At 53.7% G+C, this 19,610-nt stretch carries 14 protein-coding genes and 2 pseudogenes; 10 read left to right on the top strand and 6 right to left on the bottom strand.

Annotated elements, in window-relative coordinates:
• Positions 1-80: 80 nt before the first annotated feature.
• Together ABMV07_RS03205 and ABMV07_RS03200 are read left to right on the top strand one after the other, a co-directional pair.
• Positions 81-2,294 (top strand): NADP-dependent isocitrate dehydrogenase, encoded by a 2,214-nt coding sequence (locus ABMV07_RS03205; protein ID WP_197691959.1) that lies wholly within the window; start codon positions 81-83, stop codon positions 2,292-2,294.
• Between the two features lie 249 nt (positions 2,295-2,543).
• On the top strand, positions 2,544-3,860 hold the full coding sequence (locus ABMV07_RS03200; protein ID WP_374064861.1) for an O-acetylhomoserine/O-acetylserine sulfhydrylase: 1,317 nt from the start codon (positions 2,544-2,546) through the stop codon (positions 3,858-3,860).
• A 280-nt stretch (positions 3,861-4,140) separates the two neighbouring features.
• Here the strand turns inward: ABMV07_RS03200 and ABMV07_RS03195 are convergent, their stop codons facing one another.
• Positions 4,141-4,476, bottom strand: a complete 336-nt coding sequence (locus ABMV07_RS03195; protein ID WP_234914041.1) for a hypothetical protein — start codon at positions 4,474-4,476, stop codon at positions 4,141-4,143.
• 381 nt (positions 4,477-4,857) lie between these two features.
• Between ABMV07_RS03195 and ABMV07_RS03190 the strand changes: the two genes are divergently transcribed.
• The gene (locus tag ABMV07_RS03190) at positions 4,858-6,207 is read left to right on the top strand and encodes an IS256-like element IS1132 family transposase (RefSeq protein WP_374063848.1); all 1,350 of its coding nucleotides are present in this window, start codon (positions 4,858-4,860) and stop codon (positions 6,205-6,207) included.
• A 376-nt stretch (positions 6,208-6,583) separates the two neighbouring features.
• On the opposite strand, the gene ABMV07_RS03185 is transcribed toward ABMV07_RS03190, so the two are convergent.
• From ABMV07_RS03185 to ABMV07_RS03170, 4 genes and pseudogenes are all read right to left on the bottom strand, one after another.
• Positions 6,584-7,417, bottom strand: a complete 834-nt coding sequence (locus ABMV07_RS03185) for a heme ABC transporter ATP-binding protein (RefSeq protein ID WP_014319855.1) — start codon at positions 7,415-7,417, stop codon at positions 6,584-6,586.
• A gap of 20 nt (positions 7,418-7,437) precedes the next feature.
• Positions 7,438-8,490 carry a FecCD family ABC transporter permease gene (locus ABMV07_RS03180; RefSeq protein ID WP_374064860.1) on the bottom strand — a complete coding sequence of 351 codons (1,053 nt, stop codon included), beginning with the start codon at positions 8,488-8,490 and terminating at the stop codon, positions 7,438-7,440.
• Positions 8,474-9,535: a hemin ABC transporter substrate-binding protein gene (locus ABMV07_RS03175; RefSeq protein ID WP_088267892.1), complete on the bottom strand. Its 1,062-nt coding sequence runs from the start codon at positions 9,533-9,535 to the stop codon at positions 8,474-8,476. Before ABMV07_RS03175 ends, ABMV07_RS03180 begins: the two co-directional genes overlap by 17 nt.
• Before the next feature lie 10 nt (positions 9,536-9,545).
• Positions 9,546-11,239: pseudogene (locus ABMV07_RS03170) on the bottom strand (HtaA domain-containing protein).
• A gap of 286 nt (positions 11,240-11,525) precedes the next feature.
• On the opposite strand from ABMV07_RS03170, the gene ABMV07_RS03165 reads away from it, so the two are divergent.
• Positions 11,526-11,921, top strand: coding sequence for a hypothetical protein (locus ABMV07_RS03165; protein WP_374064859.1), 396 nt, complete (start codon positions 11,526-11,528; stop codon positions 11,919-11,921).
• A gap of 124 nt (positions 11,922-12,045) precedes the next feature.
• On the top strand, positions 12,046-13,149 hold the full coding sequence (locus ABMV07_RS03160) for a homoserine O-acetyltransferase (RefSeq protein ID WP_088267891.1): 1,104 nt from the start codon (positions 12,046-12,048) through the stop codon (positions 13,147-13,149).
• 520 nt (positions 13,150-13,669) lie between these two features.
• Here ABMV07_RS03160 and ABMV07_RS03155 read toward each other — a convergent pair.
• Entirely contained in the window at positions 13,670-15,019 is a 1,350-nt protein-coding gene (locus ABMV07_RS03155) for an IS256-like element IS1132 family transposase (RefSeq protein ID WP_374064855.1), read from the bottom strand.
• Positions 15,020-15,102: 83 nt separating this feature from the next.
• Between ABMV07_RS03155 and ABMV07_RS03150 the strand changes: the two genes are divergently transcribed.
• From ABMV07_RS03150 to ABMV07_RS03130, 5 genes and pseudogenes are all read left to right on the top strand, one after another.
• Positions 15,103-15,921: an HNH endonuclease signature motif containing protein gene (locus ABMV07_RS03150; RefSeq protein WP_374064858.1), complete on the top strand. Its 819-nt coding sequence runs from the start codon at positions 15,103-15,105 to the stop codon at positions 15,919-15,921.
• 140 nt (positions 15,922-16,061) lie between these two features.
• A pseudogene (locus ABMV07_RS03145) lies at positions 16,062-16,280 on the top strand (ISL3 family transposase); the annotation flags it as partial.
• Positions 16,281-16,486: 206 nt separating this feature from the next.
• Positions 16,487-18,031 carry an IS21 family transposase gene (istA, locus tag ABMV07_RS03140; RefSeq protein ID WP_374064857.1) on the top strand — a complete coding sequence of 515 codons (1,545 nt, stop codon included), beginning with the start codon at positions 16,487-16,489 and terminating at the stop codon, positions 18,029-18,031.
• 6 nt (positions 18,032-18,037) lie between these two features.
• Complete coding sequence (locus tag ABMV07_RS03135; protein WP_374064856.1) at positions 18,038-18,226, top strand: hypothetical protein; 189 nt, start codon at positions 18,038-18,040, stop codon at positions 18,224-18,226.
• 22 nt (positions 18,227-18,248) lie between these two features.
• Positions 18,249-19,598, top strand: coding sequence for an IS256-like element IS1132 family transposase (locus ABMV07_RS03130; RefSeq protein WP_374064855.1), 1,350 nt, complete (start codon positions 18,249-18,251; stop codon positions 19,596-19,598).
• The last annotated feature ends 12 nt before the right edge of the window (positions 19,599-19,610 follow it).

Below are 19,610 nucleotides of genomic sequence, written 5' to 3'. Positions count from 1 at the left end.
GACTGAAAAGGTGCTGGGTAACAGGTATTCTTGTCAGTTGTACTACGAGCCCAATGAATACCTGATGAACGAGGAGACTCATGGCGAAAATCATTTACACCCGCACCGATGAAGCACCGTTGCTTGCTACGTACTCCCTGAAGCCAGTCGTCGAAGCCTTCGCTTCCACCGCCGGCATCGAGGTTGAAACTCGCGATATTTCCCTCGCGGGCCGTATTCTTGCCCAGTTCACTGATTACCTCAACGAGGATCAGAAGGTCGACGACGCACTTGCAGAACTCGGCGAGCTGGCCAAGACCCCAGAAGCAAACATCATTAAGCTTCCTAATATCTCGGCATCCGTGCCACAGCTCAAAGCAGCCATCGCAGAGCTCAAAGCACAGGGCTTCGCTCTTCCGGAGTACCCAGACTCCCCCGCCACCGATGAAGAAAAAGACATCCGTGCGCGCTACGACGCCGTCAAGGGTTCTGCCGTCAACCCAGTACTTCGTGAGGGCAACTCCGACCGCCGCGCCCCCATCGCGGTGAAGAACTTCGCCAAGAAGAACCCCCACAAGATGGGTGTTTGGTCCTCCGATTCCAAGACCAATGTAGCCACCATGGACGCAAACGACTTCCGCCACAACGAGAAGTCCGTCATCATGCCTGCTGCAGACACCCTCACCATCAAGCACATCGCCACCGACGGCACCGAAACCATCCTCAAAGATGGCCTCAAGGTTCTCGAAGGCGAAGTCATCGACGGCACCTTCCTGTCTGCAAAGGCTCTCGACGCCTTCCTCGCCGAGCAAGTACAGCGCGCCAAGGATGAGAACGTTTTGTTCTCCGCCCACCTCAAGGCAACCATGATGAAGGTATCCGACCCCATCATCTTCGGACACGTCGTCCGCTCCTACTTTGCCGACGTCTTTGCCACCTACGGTGACCAGCTCAACGCAGCCGGCCTCAACGGCGAAAACGGCCTTGCCGCAATCTACAGCGGCCTCGACACCCTCGACAACGGCGCCGAGATCAAAGCAGCTTTCGACGCCTCCCTCGAAGCAGGTGCCGACGTTGCCATGGTCAACTCCGCCAAGGGAATCACCAACCTCCACGTCCCATCAGATGTGATCATCGACGCCTCCATGCCAGCCATGATCCGCACCGCAGGCCGCATGTGGAACAAGGATGACCAGGAACAAGATACCCTCGCTGTTATCCCAGATTCCTCCTACGCAGGCGTTTACCAAGTCGTCATCGAAGACTGCAAGAAGAACGGCGCCTTCGACCCCACCACCATGGGCACCGTGCCCAACGTCGGACTCATGGCACAAAAAGCCGAAGAGTACGGCTCCCACGACAAAACCTTCAAGATTGCAGCAGAAGGTAAGGTAGTCGTCGTCAATGCCACAGGCGAAGCACTCATCGAACACAACGTAGAAGCAGGCGACATCTGGCGCGCATGCCAAGCCAAGGATGCCCCAATCCAAGACTGGGTCAAACTCGCCGTCACCCGCTCCCGCCTCTCCGGCATGCCAGCAGTATTCTGGCTCGACCCAGAACGCGCCCACGACCGCAACCTGATCACCTTGGTAAAGAAGTACCTCGCCGACCACAACACCGAGGGCCTCGACATCCAGATCATGAGCCCCACCGAGGCAACCCAGTTCTCCATCGATCGCATCCGCCGCGGCGAAGACACCATCTCCGTCACCGGCAACGTGTTGCGCGACTACAACACCGACCTATTCCCAATCCTCGAGCTCGGCACCTCCGCCAAGATGCTCTCCGTCGTGCCACTCATGGCAGGCGGCGGACTCTTCGAAACTGGCGCCGGTGGATCCGCACCAAAGCACGTCCAGCAGCTCGTTGAAGAAAACCACCTCCGCTGGGACTCCCTCGGCGAATTCCTCGCCCTAGCAGAATCCCTGCGCCACTTCGCCAACACCGAAGGCAACACCAAGGCAGGCGTACTTGCCGACGCCCTCGATCGCGCAACCGAAACCCTCCTCAACGAGGGCTACTCCCCATCGCGCAAAGCTGGCGAAATCGACAACCGTGGCTCGCACTTCTTCCTCACCCTCAACTGGGCCAAGGAACTAGCTGCCCAAACCGACGACACCGCGCTAGCCGAAACCTTCGCACCTGTCGCCGCACAGCTCGAGGAAAACAAAGACACCATCGCAGCAGCCCTCATCAACGTCCAAGGCGCCCCAGTAGACCTCGGTGGCTACTACCAGCCTGACGACGCCAAGACCGCAGCAGTCATGCGCCCAGTCGCAGAATTCAACAGCATCATCGATGCGCTGAAGTAAGCTTGCGCTCTTTTATAGCTAAAAATGGGAAGGAATCGTCGATTCCTTCCCATTTTTTATGCCCTGTCCCATCCTTCTTTGCGATCATCACAACCAACTACCCCCAAATTTGCACCACTTTGTCTAGAATTTTATTCATATTATGAGCTGGTGTTTTTATTATTTTCTAGACCAAGCGGTTTCTTTTTCTTTGAAGTCGCCCTAGCGTTGCTTGCAACGAAAACATCTTAGGGAAGGAATCGACGATTCATGCCAACAAAATACGATAATTCCAACGCCAACAAATGGGGTTTCGAGACTCGCTCCATCCACGTAGGACAAAGCGTCGATAGTGATACCGGTGCCCGCAACCTACCGATTTACCTGACATCGTCGTATGTTTTTAATGACGCCAAACACGCAGCAAACCGCTTCAACCTTTCTGACGCCGGCCCCGTCTACTCCCGCCTAACCAATCCAACTGTCGCGGCAGTCGAAGAACGCCTAGCTAATCTTGAAGGTGGCGTACACGCGGTACTTTTCGCTTCCGGAATGGCCGCCGAAACCGCCGCAATCCTCAACATCGCCCGCGCAGGTTCTCACATCGTGTCCAGTCCTCGCATTTACGGCGGCACCGAAACACTCTTCGCTGTCACATTGGCACGCCTAGGCATCGAAACCACTTTCGTAGAAAATCCTGACGACCCAGCCTCATGGGAGGCTGCAATTCAAAACAACACGGTAGCTCTATACGGGGAAACCTTCGCTAACCCACAAGCCGATGTGCTTGATATTCCCGCAATCGCAGAGGTTGCCCACAAGCATCAAGTACCACTGATCGTCGACAACACCCTCGCGACCGCAGCCCTTGCACGCCCACTCGAACTCGGTGCGGACGTCGTCGTGGCATCACTGACCAAGTTCTACACCGGAAATGGCTCCGGACTCGGCGGAGTGCTTGTCGACGGCGGAAAATTCGACTGGACCGTTACACGCAACGACGAACCCATCTTCCCCAACTTTGTCACCCCAGATCCCGCATACCACGGCCTGAAATACGCAGATCTTGGAGCACCCGCCTTCGGATTGAAGGCTCGCGTCGGACTTCTACGCGACACTGGCGCAGCCCCATCGCCACTCAACGCATGGATCACCGCACAAGGGCTCGACACCCTCTCCCTACGAGTACAACGCCACAACGAAAACGCACTCGCAGTAGCACAATTCCTCGCCAACCACGACAAAGTAGCCAAGGTAAACTACGCAGGCCTTCCCGACTCCCCCTGGTACCAAGTCAAAGAAAAACTCGGATTCGACTACACCGGCTCCGTGCTGTCCTTTGACGTTAAAGGTGGAAAAGACGAAGCATGGCGCTTTATCGACGCACTCAAACTACACTCGAACCTCGCCAACGTCGGAGACGTACGTTCCCTCGTAGTCCACCCAGCGACCACCACGCACTCACAATCGGAAGAATCGGCACTTCTAAACGCAGGAATTAATCAAGCAACCATTCGCCTCTCCGTCGGCATCGAATCCATCAACGACATCATCGCCGACCTCGCAGCAGGTTTCGACGCAATCTAAACCTAGACCCGAATGACAAGAGGGGGTCTGCTGCCACCAACGACAGCAGACCCCCTCTTAGCATTCATACATGGAAGATTCTGGAAGGAATCGACAATTCTTTCCCTTAAAAACGAATCCAACCAGCTTTTTGAGCTACTTGGAACAAGATGCCCAAAAATGCTGCGACACCAGAAATACCGAGAATGGTGCTCCAGAGCGTCGACAAGTTAAAACCAGAAGTAGAACTTGTCGGGGCAGGTGAAGCGGACTCAGCACCCGTACGGCCTGCTGACTGACGTTAAGCAGCTTTCTGGTTAGCAAGCTCTACATTTTTCTTATACTCAGCCTTGAGCCTATCTGCTTCGTCCTTACAGACTTTCTTGAGCTTGAGGTCAACTTTTACATCGTCAAGGTCAGAGTTATAGTTACCATCGTACTGGCCCATAAAGATGACATCGACGCCGTCAATCACGTTATCTTTAGTCTTAGGCTGCGGAACATAGCGCATATTAGATCCGCTAAGTGTGGCGGCAGTCTCGTTTAGAGTCCAACCAGCAGTTGTTCCAACACCAAAGGTGTCACGCCCTGAACGCTTGTTGGCTTCAGTCCGGTCAGCTTCCTTGTATTCAGTCATATTCTTGCTGGGAACATAATATCCAACGTAACTTACACCGGCTTTAACCGCACTATCTTTGGTCGTGACGTAGGGGTTGTGCAATTGCGAATAAAGGGAGCCGTGATGCCCTTCAAAAACAATGCTTGAATACTTAGTATTAATTTCGACCTCTACGATTTTATTGTCTTTTATCTCAAGGTTCGATACCTGCGGATCAACAGGAACCTCAAAGTAGAAGTCTTTCCCCTTTTGTCTCCAACTTCTTTAATATCTCCGGCAACTTTCCAATTACCGTTAGCTAGCTTCTTATTAGGAATGTACTGACGGTAGGACTGCTTTACTCGAGGGTGTCAGGTGTTTTGTGTGTGAGGCTCTGATCCAGAAGGAGTTTCACTGATAATGACTACCGTGTCACCGAGGAAAGGTCATGACCCGAACAGGGTCAACGAGATCAGCGCTAAGCTGATGGAAAATCCGGAAATCGCCGAACTGATCGGCGAGTTGTCGACTTCCACCGATGATGCCAGCGACCTGGTCAAAGGTCTTTTGCAGGCATCGATCAACGCTGGTCTGCAGGCTGAAATGGACGCGCATCTAGGATACGCGCACTCTGATCGTACGGCGAAAGCCCAGCTGGGCACCCCGGATGGTGGCAATCACCGCAACGGGTCGTACACCAAAACCGTCAACTCTGGCTACGGCACCTTTGATGTGACTATGCCCCGGGATCGAGCTGGCACGTTTACGCCGCGGATGCTGCCTAAAGGCACCCGCCGTCTGACGGAGCTTGATGACATGATCATCTCCCTGTACGCCGGTGGGATGACCGTGCGCGATATTTGCCACCACCTCGCCACCACCCTCGGGGTGGATATGAGCCCAGATACGATCAGCACCATTACCGACGCGGTGTTAGAAGAGGTCATGATCTGGCAAAACCGCCAGCTCGACGAGTTCTACCCAGTGATCTTCCTCGACGCGCTGCGAGTGAAGATCCGCGATGGCCACCGCGTGGTCAACAAGTCTTGCTACATGGCGGTAGGCGTCGACATGGACGGCATCAAGCACATCCTGGGATTGTGGATCGCAGACAATGAAGGCGCCAGTTTTTGGGCATCCGTGTGCGCTGACCTTGCCAACCGTGGGGTCCAAGACGTGTTCATCGTCTGCTGCGACGGGCTCAAAGGCCTGCCGGAAGCCGTGGAGGCAACCTGGCCGAATTCCATGGTGCAGACCTGTATCGTGCACCTGATCCGGGCGGCCAACAGGTGGGTGTCCTACCAAGACCGCAAACCCGTATCAAGTGCGCTACGGGAGGTCTACACCGCACCGACCGAGGACACCGCCCGCGCCGCCCTGGACGCATTCGAGGCCAGTGAACTGGGCCGTAAATACCCGCAATCGGTCAAAGTCTGGCGCGACGCCTGGGACCGGTTTGTGCCATTTTTGCAGTTCCCGCCTGCGGCACGGCGGGTACTCTACACCACGAATTCGATCGAATCGCTGAATGCTGAGCTGCGGAAAGCCACCCGCAACCGCGGCCAGTTCCCGAACGATACCGCGGCGCTGAAAACGCTGTGGCTGATGATCTGCAACATCGAGGACAAGCGCGCTGCCCAGCGAGCGAAGAAAGCGAAGCGCGCCATCGAATGCAACGGCTATATTGAAGGAGCGAAAGCCACCGGGTGGAAACAAGCCATCAACCAACTAGCCGTGGCTTACCCCGACCGATTCGCGGACTACTTGTAAACCAAGCCCCCCGCACACAAACAATCGGACACTCTCCTTTACTCCCCATTTCAGCGTGCCACTTTCAATCACCTGCACCACCTCACACTGAGATGCGGATGCCGGTTCTTCAGCGACAGCTTGAGGAACAAGAAAACCTGTCATTGCCACAGCATCAGCAACGGGTAGAGCGAAACGTTTCAACATAGAGGGATAGTCCTTCCTGAAGGGAAATAAAGACAAGGCGTCCCTTACAAAGGTTTGCCTTAACTTTCAATCGTGCTGAGATAAATAACCCCACGTCATACTCCCAAAACCTTCGACAAAAATAAGAGTGTCGCTTCCGATAACAGAAACGACACCATGACGGCTAACAAAAAACATCAAATGCAGAAAGCTATACCAACGATTGCAGAGACAACCCCACAAAATCATCTTGGTTTTGCGTAGTACGACCTCGCAATGGCTGGACAGAATTGACGATTCCTTCCGAAACATCAACATGAATAGGCCAACCGTAAACAGACGAAAGGGTTTCATCGGTGTAAACGTCGGCAACAGAACCATCTGCAACGATGCGCCCATCGGCCAAACACACGATGTGATCACAATAAGCAGCGGCAGCGCTGAGATCATGAAGAACTACGATCACAGCTATGCCTGTGCGCCTAGCAATTGACTGCATCAAACCGAGAACTTGCTCCTGGTGACTGATATCGAGAGCCGCCGTTGGCTCGTCGAGCATAACGACAGGCGTTTGCTGAGCCAGCACTCGAGAAAGCGCAACGCGGGCTCGCTCACCACCAGAAAGCGTAACAATATCGCGACCGGCGAGATGTGCGGCATCCGTGGCAGACAACGCGGCGTCGATAAGCCTGTCATCGAACTCCTGCCGATCCGTCCCCTCCCACGGACGACGTCCCATCGCGACAACATCCCGCACCAAGAACTGAAACGATACGCTCACGTCCTGCAGCATGACCGAACGTACCCGAGCTAATTCACGCGCAGAACTATCCACGGGATCAAGACCACAAATATCAATCGAGCCCGATTGACGCTCCAAATCGCCACTCAATGCAGCCAACAACGTGGACTTACCAGCACCATTCGGGCCAATAAGACCTGTGACTTCACCCGCATAGGCATCAAAATTGATATCGCACAGTAGACGCTTCTGCCCCACAGAGACCGATAGATCACGGACACGAACCAACGACTCAGGCTGCACGCTACTTTGATCATCAGCACTCAATGGACAGAGCCTTTCTTCAACATTCGACGTAACAAAACAAAAAATGTTGGGCCACCAACAAGTGCCGTAAAGATACCAATCGGCAAATCCGCAAACGGAATCATCGTACGCGCAAAAACATCCGCGCACGCGATCAATACTGCTCCTGCCAACGCAGATGCTGGAAGAAGTAGACGATTCTCTGGGCCAGAAATGCTCCTCAGCAAGTGAGGAACAATCAAACCAACAAAACCAATCAATCCAGCAAACGACACAGCCGCTGCAGTCAAAATCGTCGACGCAGCAATAGCAATAATGCGCAATCGTCCAACATTGATACCCGTGTGCTCTGCCGCACGTTCGCCAAGAGCCAGCACATCTAGTTGTTTACCGATTTGGAAAGAAATGACGATTCCTACCAGTGCAATAGGGGCAACTACCCAGACGTGTTTCCACTGTGCTCCATTAAGCGATCCCATTTGCCAAAAAACAATCTCTTCACGATTCGATGTAGGAGCAAGGTACACAAGGAAAGAAATCAATGCATTACACACGGCATTGATAGCGATACCAGTCAAAATTAAATTGACGATCGCAACCTTACCTTGATGTCGAGCCAGCTGATAGATAATGACCGTCACAACAACCGCGCTCAAAAATGCTGCCGCAGGAACAGTAAAAGTACCCAAAACTCCCACGTTAAATACGATCACCGCTGCTGCACCCACACCAGCTCCAGAAGTAACTCCGATAATCGACGGCTCCGCAAGTGGATTCGCAAAAACGGCTTGCATCAGAGTGCCAGCCACACCAAGGCATGCACCAACCAACAAACCCAACACAATTCGAGGAAGACGGATCTCCCAAATAACGTTGTGCATCAAGCTGCTTGAATCAGGCTGAGTAAGAATCGTCAATAAGTCGCGAAGCGGAACATAGTACTGCCCCAACGCCAACGACGTAACAACTGACGCCAGCACCAACGCCACTAAGACAACAAACAACATCACTCGACGACGCGCCCGAAGAACGAACACGTCGTCGCTACGCTTGCTATACCTGTGGGTCATACAAAGCCTGCGCCGTGCGAAGAAGCGTCTGACCAGTCATCGGACCGAACGCCAAAGACTGTCCATCAGGGATCGTAATGACTCGACGATTCTTTCCAGCAATCGTCTGCGCCACACCTGGTCGCGCCAATAAACCATCAATTCCACCAGTCGATTCCAAACCAGCTGTCATCATGATGATCGCCTCAGGATTAATCTTTGCCAAAGCCTCGGCGTTTGCAGGCTCAGCATAAGAAAGCTTGTACTCAGCGCCCATGTCCTTCGCACCAACGCCCTCAATCAAATCTTTAGCCCCAGTTCCTTCACCCATAATGAAGAAAACACCACCATTACCACGCGCATACAAAAATGCCACGCGCATGGGATCAGAAGGCGCGATCGCAGCAATCGCCTCACGAGCCGCAGAAATTTCATGAACACTACGTTCGGCAAGAATCGACGCCTCGTCGCTAAGCCCGACTACGCCACCCAACGTCTTGATATCCTCCGCAACAGAATCAATCGTACGAGTTGGCTCCATCACCACAGTAGTAACGCCAGCATTGCGAATCTGATCAATCGCATCACGCGGACCAATCGAGTGATCAACGATCAACAATGACGGATGCAGACTCAACACGGCCTCAACATTGATATTATGGCCACCCTCAGTCACAACAGGAACATCTTTAAGCACGTTCTCTGTCGACGACACAGTCCTGCCAACAATTTTGTCAGCGAGCCCCAAGCCTTCCAAAGTCTTCGTATACGTGCCATAAATATCCAAGGCAATAATGCGAGAAACATCCGTAACCTCAACATCAAAACCATCGGCATCCGTGAGATGTACAGGCAACGAAGGGCTCACAGATTCCGAAACAGGCTGCACATCATCAAAATCGCGCACATCAGACACACCTGTAAAAGAACGCGGATCCTTGACGTCGCCAGCCTTAGGCAATGACTCTCGGAGATCCTTCGTCGAATCATATGTGCCCTGAACACCACAACTCACCAGTGCACACACGCACACCACGGACATACAAGCACGAAGTAAAGATTTCATCACACATCACCTACACGGGATTATTAACAACTAGTCGACCCATACTTCCGCCAGCCACAACAAACGCAGCGATCACGAGCAGAACATACATATTGGGATCAATACCGGAATCGCCCGTTGCCGCAGAACGAATCTTGAAGTTTTTAGCGCCACTCTCATAGCCTGCAGAGGCATCCCCTTCAGATTTTCCGGAAGGAATCGACGATTCCTTCCCACCTGAAACAAAAACAGCAGCTGCATTTGTTCCAGTAGAACAATCGGCCGCTCCGCCGAGTTGGGCATCGAAAGTGATCGGATCAAGGTCAGAGCCAGCATCATAGAAGCCAGCGAATGCGCCAGCACCATCTGGATGCAATGTCATTGTGGCTTTGCTACTGACCGCGGTTTCAGAAGCATTCAAAGAGCTAAAAGTAAGATTGCCGATAGCTACCCGCCCATAATCTGACTTCTTGCCTTCCATGTCAGACGAGCGGACCTGAGCGAACAAAGTTCCGGTAGCACCGTTGAAAACAATTTCCGGATTGGAAATATTGAGATCCAAGGTGCCGTGATGACCACTAAAACGTATCGTTCCGCCGAATTGTACCGATCCAGATTTTGCTTGTGGATCTACCGCTCCCGACGCACCAGAGAAGGTGAACTCTCCGTTGGAATAACCAACGCCATCAAGGTTCCATTGCCCCTTTGCTATAGAACCAGTGATGTAAGACTGGAACGACTTTTCAAGCCCCACGCTGCGTGAGCCTGAGTAACACCCCGAGAGGATGCATCGCATTGAGGGGAAGAATTGGCGATTCTTTCCGAAGATCCTCGTGTCGTTCCAGCGCTTCGTTGCGTTTGTGGAGACGTTCGAGACGCATCTGAAATGTTGGAGCTCACCGTCGTCGACTCTGGTGAGCTTGCATGAGCGTTGTCGGTAGGTTCTGTTCCTCAACGATTAAACCCATCGAGCTCGTCTAGAAACTCGCCAGCGTTATCCATGAAGATAGTGACGGCGTTCATGGTGTCGTTGGTTTCGGAAAGAATTGCCATGGCTTCTTTATTAAAACCCGTGAAGTTTCCGCTGATGGATTGGACACTACGTTTTTTGTTTCCATTGCGACCGTTGCCATCAGAGTTGGATCCAATGGGCGTTGTGCTGCCGCTTAAGTCGATGGCACCCGATGCTGGATCCGCTGGAGTATTCAGATTGATAGTGGCAAGAACGACGTCGTCTCCGGTGATTTTTGGCCCGCGATCCTTGGTATTGGACATGTCGGAATCGTAGGAAACATAGTCGACAAGAATATCTGCTGTTGAGCCATGGGTTACGACCTTCCAGTCAGACAAAGTCATATCAAGAAGATAGACCCCAGACCCGTGATCATGGCCTTTGAAGTGGACAAACCCAAGGAATGGGATGGTAGCGCTATTACCGTCGATACGTGCTTTCCCAGGAGTGAAATTGAAAGCTCCGTCGTTTCCCGTTTTGTCGCCGCTAAAGCCGATGCCTTGGGTGGCCCACTGGCCACCCGTTTTACCTGCAGCACCTTTGAGAATGTAATGGCGATAGCTTTGCCGAATTCCCCAGTTAAACGAGCATTGATTACTATCAGCCGCTTGCGCTGGGGCGATACTAATAGAAAGCGGTGCCAGCGTCAACACGGCAGCAGCCATTAGTCCTAGAGATCTTTTTTGAATTATCACGGTGCGGGGACTCCTCATTTCTTTCTGGCCGCCGAGTAGAGGGGAGGCTCGGTTTGTCGAAGGGCTCTACACATAAGCCCAATAGGTGAGATTCGGCGCACCGCCTGAAATATGCAGACGACATTGCAAGTTTTCCACACCCAAAAACATGTATAGGCTACACTTACCTAACTTTCTAGTCCAACTCCCCTATCAAACTCTTGAAAGAACAATGAATCCTCAATCAACCTCTGCTTTTCAGAGCCTCTACCCCGACATCAACCCCGCCCACAGCCTCCCCCTTACTGCCTAGGAACGCATCTCCATGGCACTTGCCGTCGGAATCTTCTCCTTTAGAGTCACCTTTGGCGACCTCATCATTGCAGGAGCAGGACTTGGACTGGTTCTTTTTACGATCATCGCGCCTTCACAAAAACGTCACGAAAAAATCCGCACTGAAGCAAAAATCGATTCCCCAACGAACCAGGGGGGCAGAAACACACCACAATGCCAACGCCACCATTATCGCAATGGGACTATGTTGGCTGGTCATCATAGGAATCAACCTAGCCGCTTTATGGTGGACACCACCGTCGCAAACAACATATCTTGCAGCAGGCGTGTCGATTCTTTCCGCTATCATTGTTTGGTTTCTTCCTGGGGCAAACCCGCTATGGAATCGTCGTCGCATTACTTCACGCAAACAACAGCCCAACGGTAAACGTCGACAAGCCCCAAACGATCAAGCCCCCTCAAACGGCGGAATTTAGCCAACAACAATAGACTAGACAGAGCTGTCCATGTAGCATGAATTCGATTATCAACTGCCACGAGAGGTCGGGGTCATGCTCACCACCACAGGGACGCTCACGCACCAAAAAATCGGAGACTTTCGCACTGAAGCCGGAGTGACGCTTCACGATGTCACCATCGCCTACCAAGCATGGGGCCACTACACCGGCAACAATCTCATCGTTCTCGAACATGCTCTGACCGGCGACTCTAACGCCACTTCATGGTGGGACGGATTGATTGGCCCCAGCAAAGCACTCGACACCAACCGCTACTGCATCCTATGCACCAACGTGCTCGGAGGATGCAAAGGATCCACCGGACCGAGCAGTCCACATCCAGACGGAAAACCATGGGGATCCAGATTCCCAGCCCTTTCAATCCGTGACCTTGTCAATGCCGAAAAACAACTTTTCGACCACCTCGGCATCAATAAAATTCACGCAATCATCGGCGGATCCATGGGAGGCGCACGCACCCTCGAATGGGCTGCACTCCACCCACACATGATGACGACTGGATTCGCCATAGCAGTCTCAGCACGCGCAAGCGCTTGGCAAATCGGTATTCAAACTGCACAAATCAGCGCCATAGAACTCGACTCCCACTGGAACGGCGGCGATTACTACAGCGGTCACGCACCATGGGAAGGAATCGCCGCCGCTCGCCGGATCGCCCACCTCACCTATCGTGGCGAACTAGAAATAGACGAACGATTCGGCACTTCCGCACAACACGGTGAAAACCCACTCGGCCCCTTCCGAGATCCACATCAACGTTTTGCAGTCACAAGCTACCTCCAACACCAAGGCATCAAACTCGCTCAACGATTCGATGCAGGTAGTTACGTCGTGCTTACCGAAGCCCTCAATCGTCATGACATCGGACGCGGCCGAGGCGGGCTCAACAAAGCCCTCGGCGCAATCACAGTCCCCATCATGATTGCTGGCGTTGATACCGATATTCTCTACCCCTATCACCAGCAAGAACACCTATCACGAAATCTAGGCAACCTACTCGCTATGGCAAAAATCAGCTCACCAGTAGGCCACGACGCTTTCCTCACAGAATTCCGACAAATGGAGCGAATCCTAAGACATTTCATGGAACTTTCGGAAGGAATCGACGATTCCTTCCGAACCAAACTAGAGCGCTGAGTCGATCACAGATCTAAATAAACTGCAACCACCACGATCGGGTCTGTGGATAACGTATGTAGCCAACTCGTAAATTTTGGAAAGATATGACAGTTGGAAGCGTCGAAAGGCCTGAAACGCACAGTTATCCACAAGCTCGTATCACTGGCAGTACACGTCTTGGAGGCCGACGTAATCTCGGAGTATTCATCAACATTGGGGGAATTTTTATGAATACTACGGCTTGTTTCGCACATACCGATATCAACGATCCTTTTTCACGACACCTGATTCGGCTCAACCAAGCAGAAGTGGATTTTTGGCTTTCCGTGGAGCCTGATAAGTTCCGTGATTTTCACATACAAATTGACGAGATAGCTACTCGAATGAGTCTGTCACGACGCGAAGTAAAGGAAAATCTTCGCGTCGGTGAAATGCTACGACGCTTTCCAAGGCTGCGCGCATGCGTCGAAAAGCATCACCATATTACGATGTCGCGGCTAAAGAGAGTGTCCGATTGTTTGTGTGCGGGGGGCTTGGTTTACAAGTAGTCCGCGAATCGGTCGGGGTAAGCCACGGCTAGTTGGTTGATGGCTTGTTTCCACCCGGTGGCTTTCGCTCCTTCAATATAGCCGTTGCATTCGATCTCGCGCTTCGCTTTCTTCGCTCGCTGGGCAGCGCGCTTGTCCTCGATGTTGCAGATCATCAACCACAGCGTTTTCAGCGCCGCGGTATCGTTCGGGAACTGGCCGCGGTTGCGGGTGGCTTTCCGCAGCTCAGCATTCAGCGATTCGATCGAATTCGTGGTGTAGAGTACCCGCCGTGCCGCAGGCGGGAACTGCAAAAATGGCACAAACCGGTCCCAGGCGTCGCGCCAGACTTTGACCGATTGCGGGTATTTACGGCCCAGTTCACTGGCCTCGAATGCGTCCAGGGCGGCGCGGGCGGTGTCCTCGGTCGGTGCGGTGTAGACCTCCCGTAGCGCACTTGATACGGGTTTGCGGTCTTGGTAGGACACCCACCTGTTGGCCGCCCGGATCAGGTGCACGATACAGGTCTGCACCATGGAATTCGGCCAGGTTGCCTCCACGGCTTCCGGCAGGCCTTTGAGCCCGTCGCAGCAGACGATGAACACGTCTTGGACCCCACGGTTGGCAAGGTCAGCGCACACGGATGCCCAAAAACTGGCGCCTTCATTGTCTGCGATCCACAATCCCAGGATGTGCTTGATGCCGTCCATGTCGACGCCTACCGCCATGTAGCAAGACTTGTTGACCACGCGGTGGCCATCGCGGATCTTCACTCGCAGCGCGTCGAGGAAGATCACTGGGTAGAACTCGTCGAGCTGGCGGTTTTGCCAGATCATGACCTCTTCTAACACCGCGTCGGTAATGGTGCTGATCGTATCTGGGCTCATATCCACCCCGAGGGTGGTGGCGAGGTGGTGGCAAATATCGCGCACGGTCATCCCACCGGCGTACAGGGAGATGATCATGTCATCAAGCTCCGTCAGACGGCGGGTGCCTTTAGGCAGCATCCGCGGCGTAAACGTGCCAGCTCGATCCCGGGGCATAGTCACATCAAAGGTGCCGTAGCCAGAGTTGACGGTTTTGGTGTACGACCCGTTGCGGTGATTGCCACCATCCGGGGTGCCCAGCTGGGCTTTCGCCGTACGATCAGAGTGCGCGTATCCTAGATGCGCGTCCATTTCAGCCTGCAGACCAGCGTTGATCGATGCCTGCAAAAGACCTTTGACCAGGTCGCTGGCATCATCGGTGGAAGTCGACAACTCGCCGATCAGTTCGGCGATTTCCGGATTTTCCATCAGCTTAGCGCTGATCTCGTTGACCCTGTTCGGGTCATGACCTTTCCTCGGTGACACGGTAGTCATTATCAGTGAAACTCCTTCTGGATCAGAGCCTCACACACAAAACACCTGACACCCTCCGGCTAAAAGCCATCGAACGACAAGTCATGGCTATTGAGCCGAAATATATTGCACGCGTCGACGCCCACCTGACCGACTATTTCACCCCGAAAGTGGAAAACCAAGTGATTCCACAAGTAGCAACATTAAGCAAACAACTTCGCGATTACATCACAACGATCGATCCCTCGGCAGCCAAAAAGCCACAAGATCAGCAAAAAAGAAGCGCCACTTTTAAACGGAACCTCAATGGACACACGCGGTTAAGCATTCATATCACCGATGCTGAAGCTGTCGAAATCCGCACCTTAATGAAAAAGCAACACGAAGACGAACCCGTTGATGCGTTTATGAATCTCATCCGTTCAAAAGCTCGCACAAAAGTCGTGCTCAATACCTTCAAAACCGGAACAGGCCACCTCTATATGGTTGGTGCCGGCACAATTCCAGAAGAAAGCATCACCATTGATTCGCAAAGAACCATAGACCTCAACGCCCACACCCACAGCTACGCACCCACTGAAGAGATTCGAGCCGCCGTCATGCTTCTCGATCGTCACTGCCGATATCCAGGCTGCACCGTCGACGCTCTCGAATGCGATCTTGACCACGTAATAAATCATGACGAAGGTGGCGAAACCTCAATCGCAAATCTCGCCTGTCTATGCCGCTTCCACCACAACATCAAAACTGAACAACGCATTCACTACAGCCTCGACGCCAACCGAATCGCAACATTTCATTTCCGCAACGGGGCAACAAAAACCACCCAACCTGGGGGAATAAAAGTTAAACACAGCTTCAGCCAAACATGGCAACGACACGAACAACAACGCATCCGCACCAGACGAAACCAATCCGCTTAACCGGCTCTTCCGGTTTTGGGGTGCGTAGCGGGATAAGGTAGAAAACGACGGGTTCAGCGGGTCACCACAACATGTAGGGGTCCCTAGTGTGAAAATGAAAGTTGCTACACGACCATCTAAACCCACCAGAGACCCGTACTGTGAAGCCTACTGGAAACCTCGTTGCTGACACCATCTGCCGTACCACGGAAATCGGACTTGCTATCACCGGTGCCGCTGATGCCGGAGCACTGACCATCATTGAGGCCACGCCCGTAGCCGTTATCGGCGTGTGCCCAGACTGCGGCCAGTCTGGCAAGTTACGCGACCACATCACCCGTCGACTCGTTGATCTTCCTGTCGTCGGATTCCCCACCAGGTGCTGTTTCTGCGTAGTTGGTAGGGGCAATCCGCGTAGTTGGTCGGGGTTTTCCGGATAGGTGGTAGGACTCTGTGTTTTCGGTCATTGTATAGGTGGCGTTGGTACAACTTGTGCCGGCGCGTCATCACCTTTTATGACCTTAAGGAGGGCCTTTCATGACCAACTTCAAAGACATCATGGCGATGTGCTTGGACGGGGGAAGCTATGCTGCCATCTCTGCGGCGTTGGGATGCTCCAACCGGGGATATTGCCAAAACCAAGACACTGATTGCGGACCTGAACATCACCAAGGAGTCGTTTACTCAGCTGGATCCATCATTCTTCGACGAGCACTTCAGCGACCATCGCGGGGCCCGTCGCAAGCGCTACGACCAGCAAGACTTCGAAAAGCTCGCTAGGCTCCTTGCCAACAACAAGCACTTGACCCGCCACAAGCTGTGGATGGATTACATTGCTGCACCTGCAGGTGAAGGCGAGTCGAAGTACCAGTACTCCCAGTTCTGCGAACGCCTGCGCACTCACATCCGCACCACCGGCATGACTTCGATTATCGAACACGAGCCAGGCCAGGAACTCTATGTCAACTGGGCCGGCGACAAGGTTTCCATCATTGACAAGGCCACCGGTGAAGTCGGCATGAAAGCCAGCTTATTCGTAGCGATTTGCCCGTATTCTTCACTGCTATTTGTGACAGCAACAGCCAACGAGAAGATGGACAACTGGATTGCCTGCCACGTGAAAGCCTTGGACTACCTCGACAAACGTCCTGGCATCATCGTTCCCGACAACGCACCGACCGCGACTTACCGGCCGGTGAAGAACAAACCCGGCCGGCGCATTCATAAACGCTACGCGGACTTCGCCGACTACTACGACATTCTCCTCGTGCCGGCCCAGCCTGGAAAACCTCGGGATAAAGCTGCTGTGGAACGTGCCGTCCAACTCGTCTACACGCGTATCCTCGGCTACTTCGACGCGATCACCTTCTACAGCCTTGATGAGCTCAACGAGGCTATCGCCCAGCGCATCGACGACATCAACATGAACATGCCTAGGCCCGATGGGATCACTCGCAGGGAGCTATTTGATGCTGATGAAACACCCCTAATGCGTGACCTGCCGGATACTCCGTTTACCGAAGTGTCTTGGCGGGCTGCCAAAGTCGACCGTAACTGGCATATCTGCTGCGATTACCAGTACTACTCGGTGCCGTTTCAGTACATCGGCAAGACTCTGCGGGCACGGCTGACCAACAGTCTGGCCAGCATCTTCGACGACGATGAGCTGGTTGCAGAACATAGTCGTATGCACGGGTTCAAGTACCGCTATTGCACTGACCCAGCACATACCCCGGACAAGGATATCGCTGGGGTCAAACCTCTTACCCGTGACGAGCTGCTTGCTCGGGCCTCGTCGTTTGGGCCGGCGACGACCAAGGTTGTCTCCTCAATCTTGGAACGCAACGCCAAAGCCGTACCCCGCGGGGTACTCGTCAAACTGGGCAACAAGCACAACAAGACAACGCTAGAGCCTGCCTGCCAGCAAATCATCGACTATAGCCTGGCGCCCAACATGCAGGTCATCGCGCGGATACAAGCCGATATCGCCCGCAACGGTCACACCCACGACCAAGCGCCAACCGCCCAGGTCGATCAAGGCCAGTCGCGCATTGTGGATATCACCAACATCCCTGATGCAGTATTCCTGCGCCCAGCCAGCCACTACGACATCCCGAAGAAGGAGGCCTAGACCATCATGACCACCATCAACCTTGACGATGACATCCGGGCTACACTGCGTAAACTGCGTCTTTCCACCTTCGCCGATATCTTCTTCAACCTGGTCACTGCCGATGACACCAACAGCGCTCTACCAGAGGAAATCTTCCTCAAAGCCGTGGAAGAAACTGCGAGGGTGTCAGGTGTTTTGTGTGTGAGGCTCTGATCCAGAAGGAGTTTCACTGATAATGACTACCGTGTCACCGAGGAAAGGTCATGACCCGAACAGGGTCAACGAGATCAGCGCTAAGCTGATGGAAAATCCGGAAATCGCCGAACTGATCGGCGAGTTGTCGACTTCCACCGATGATGCCAGCGACCTGGTCAAAGGTCTTTTGCAGGCATCGATCAACGCTGGTCTGCAGGCTGAAATGGACGCGCATCTAGGATACGCGCACTCTGATCGTACGGCGAAAGCCCAGCTGGGCACCCCGGATGGTGGCAATCACCGCAACGGGTCGTACACCAAAACCGTCAACTCTGGCTACGGCACCTTTGATGTGACTATGCCCCGGGATCGAGCTGGCACGTTTACGCCGCGGATGCTGCCTAAAGGCACCCGCCGTCTGACGGAGCTTGATGACATGATCATCTCCCTGTACGCCGGTGGGATGACCGTGCGCGATATTTGCCACCACCTCGCCACCACCCTCGGGGTGGATATGAGCCCAGATACGATCAGCACCATTACCGACGCGGTGTTAGAAGAGGTCATGATCTGGCAAAACCGCCAGCTCGACGAGTTCTACCCAGTGATCTTCCTCGACGCGCTGCGAGTGAAGATCCGCGATGGCCACCGCGTGGTCAACAAGTCTTGCTACATGGCGGTAGGCGTCGACATGGACGGCATCAAGCACATCCTGGGATTGTGGATCGCAGACAATGAAGGCGCCAGTTTTTGGGCATCCGTGTGCGCTGACCTTGCCAACCGTGGGGTCCAAGACGTGTTCATCGTCTGCTGCGACGGGCTCAAAGGCCTGCCGGAAGCCGTGGAGGCAACCTGGCCGAATTCCATGGTGCAGACCTGTATCGTGCACCTGATCCGGGCGGCCAACAGGTGGGTGTCCTACCAAGACCGCAAACCCGTATCAAGTGCGCTACGGGAGGTCTACACCGCACCGACCGAGGACACCGCCCGCGCCGCCCTGGACGCATTCGAGGCCAGTGAACTGGGCCGTAAATACCCGCAATCGGTCAAAGTCTGGCGCGACGCCTGGGACCGGTTTGTGCCATTTTTGCAGTTCCCGCCTGCGGCACGGCGGGTACTCTACACCACGAATTCGATCGAATCGCTGAATGCTGAGCTGCGGAAAGCCACCCGCAACCGCGGCCAGTTCCCGAACGATACCGCGGCGCTGAAAACGCTGTGGTTGATGATCTGCAACATCGAGGACAAGCGCGCTGCCCAGCGAGCGAAGAAAGCCAAGCGCGAGATCGAATGCAACGGCTATATTGAAGGAGCGAAAGCCACCGGGTGGAAACAAGCCATCAACCAACTAGCCGTGGCTTACCCCGACCGATTCGCGGACTACTTGTAAACCAAGCCCCCC

Origin of the sequence: Corynebacterium belfantii (assembly GCF_041898185.1) — a bacterium.
Lineage (GTDB): Bacteria > Actinomycetota > Actinomycetes > Mycobacteriales > Mycobacteriaceae > Corynebacterium > Corynebacterium belfantii.
Note: the sequence above shows the minus strand (reverse complement) of the source record. Positions and strands in the feature narration are given on the sequence as shown.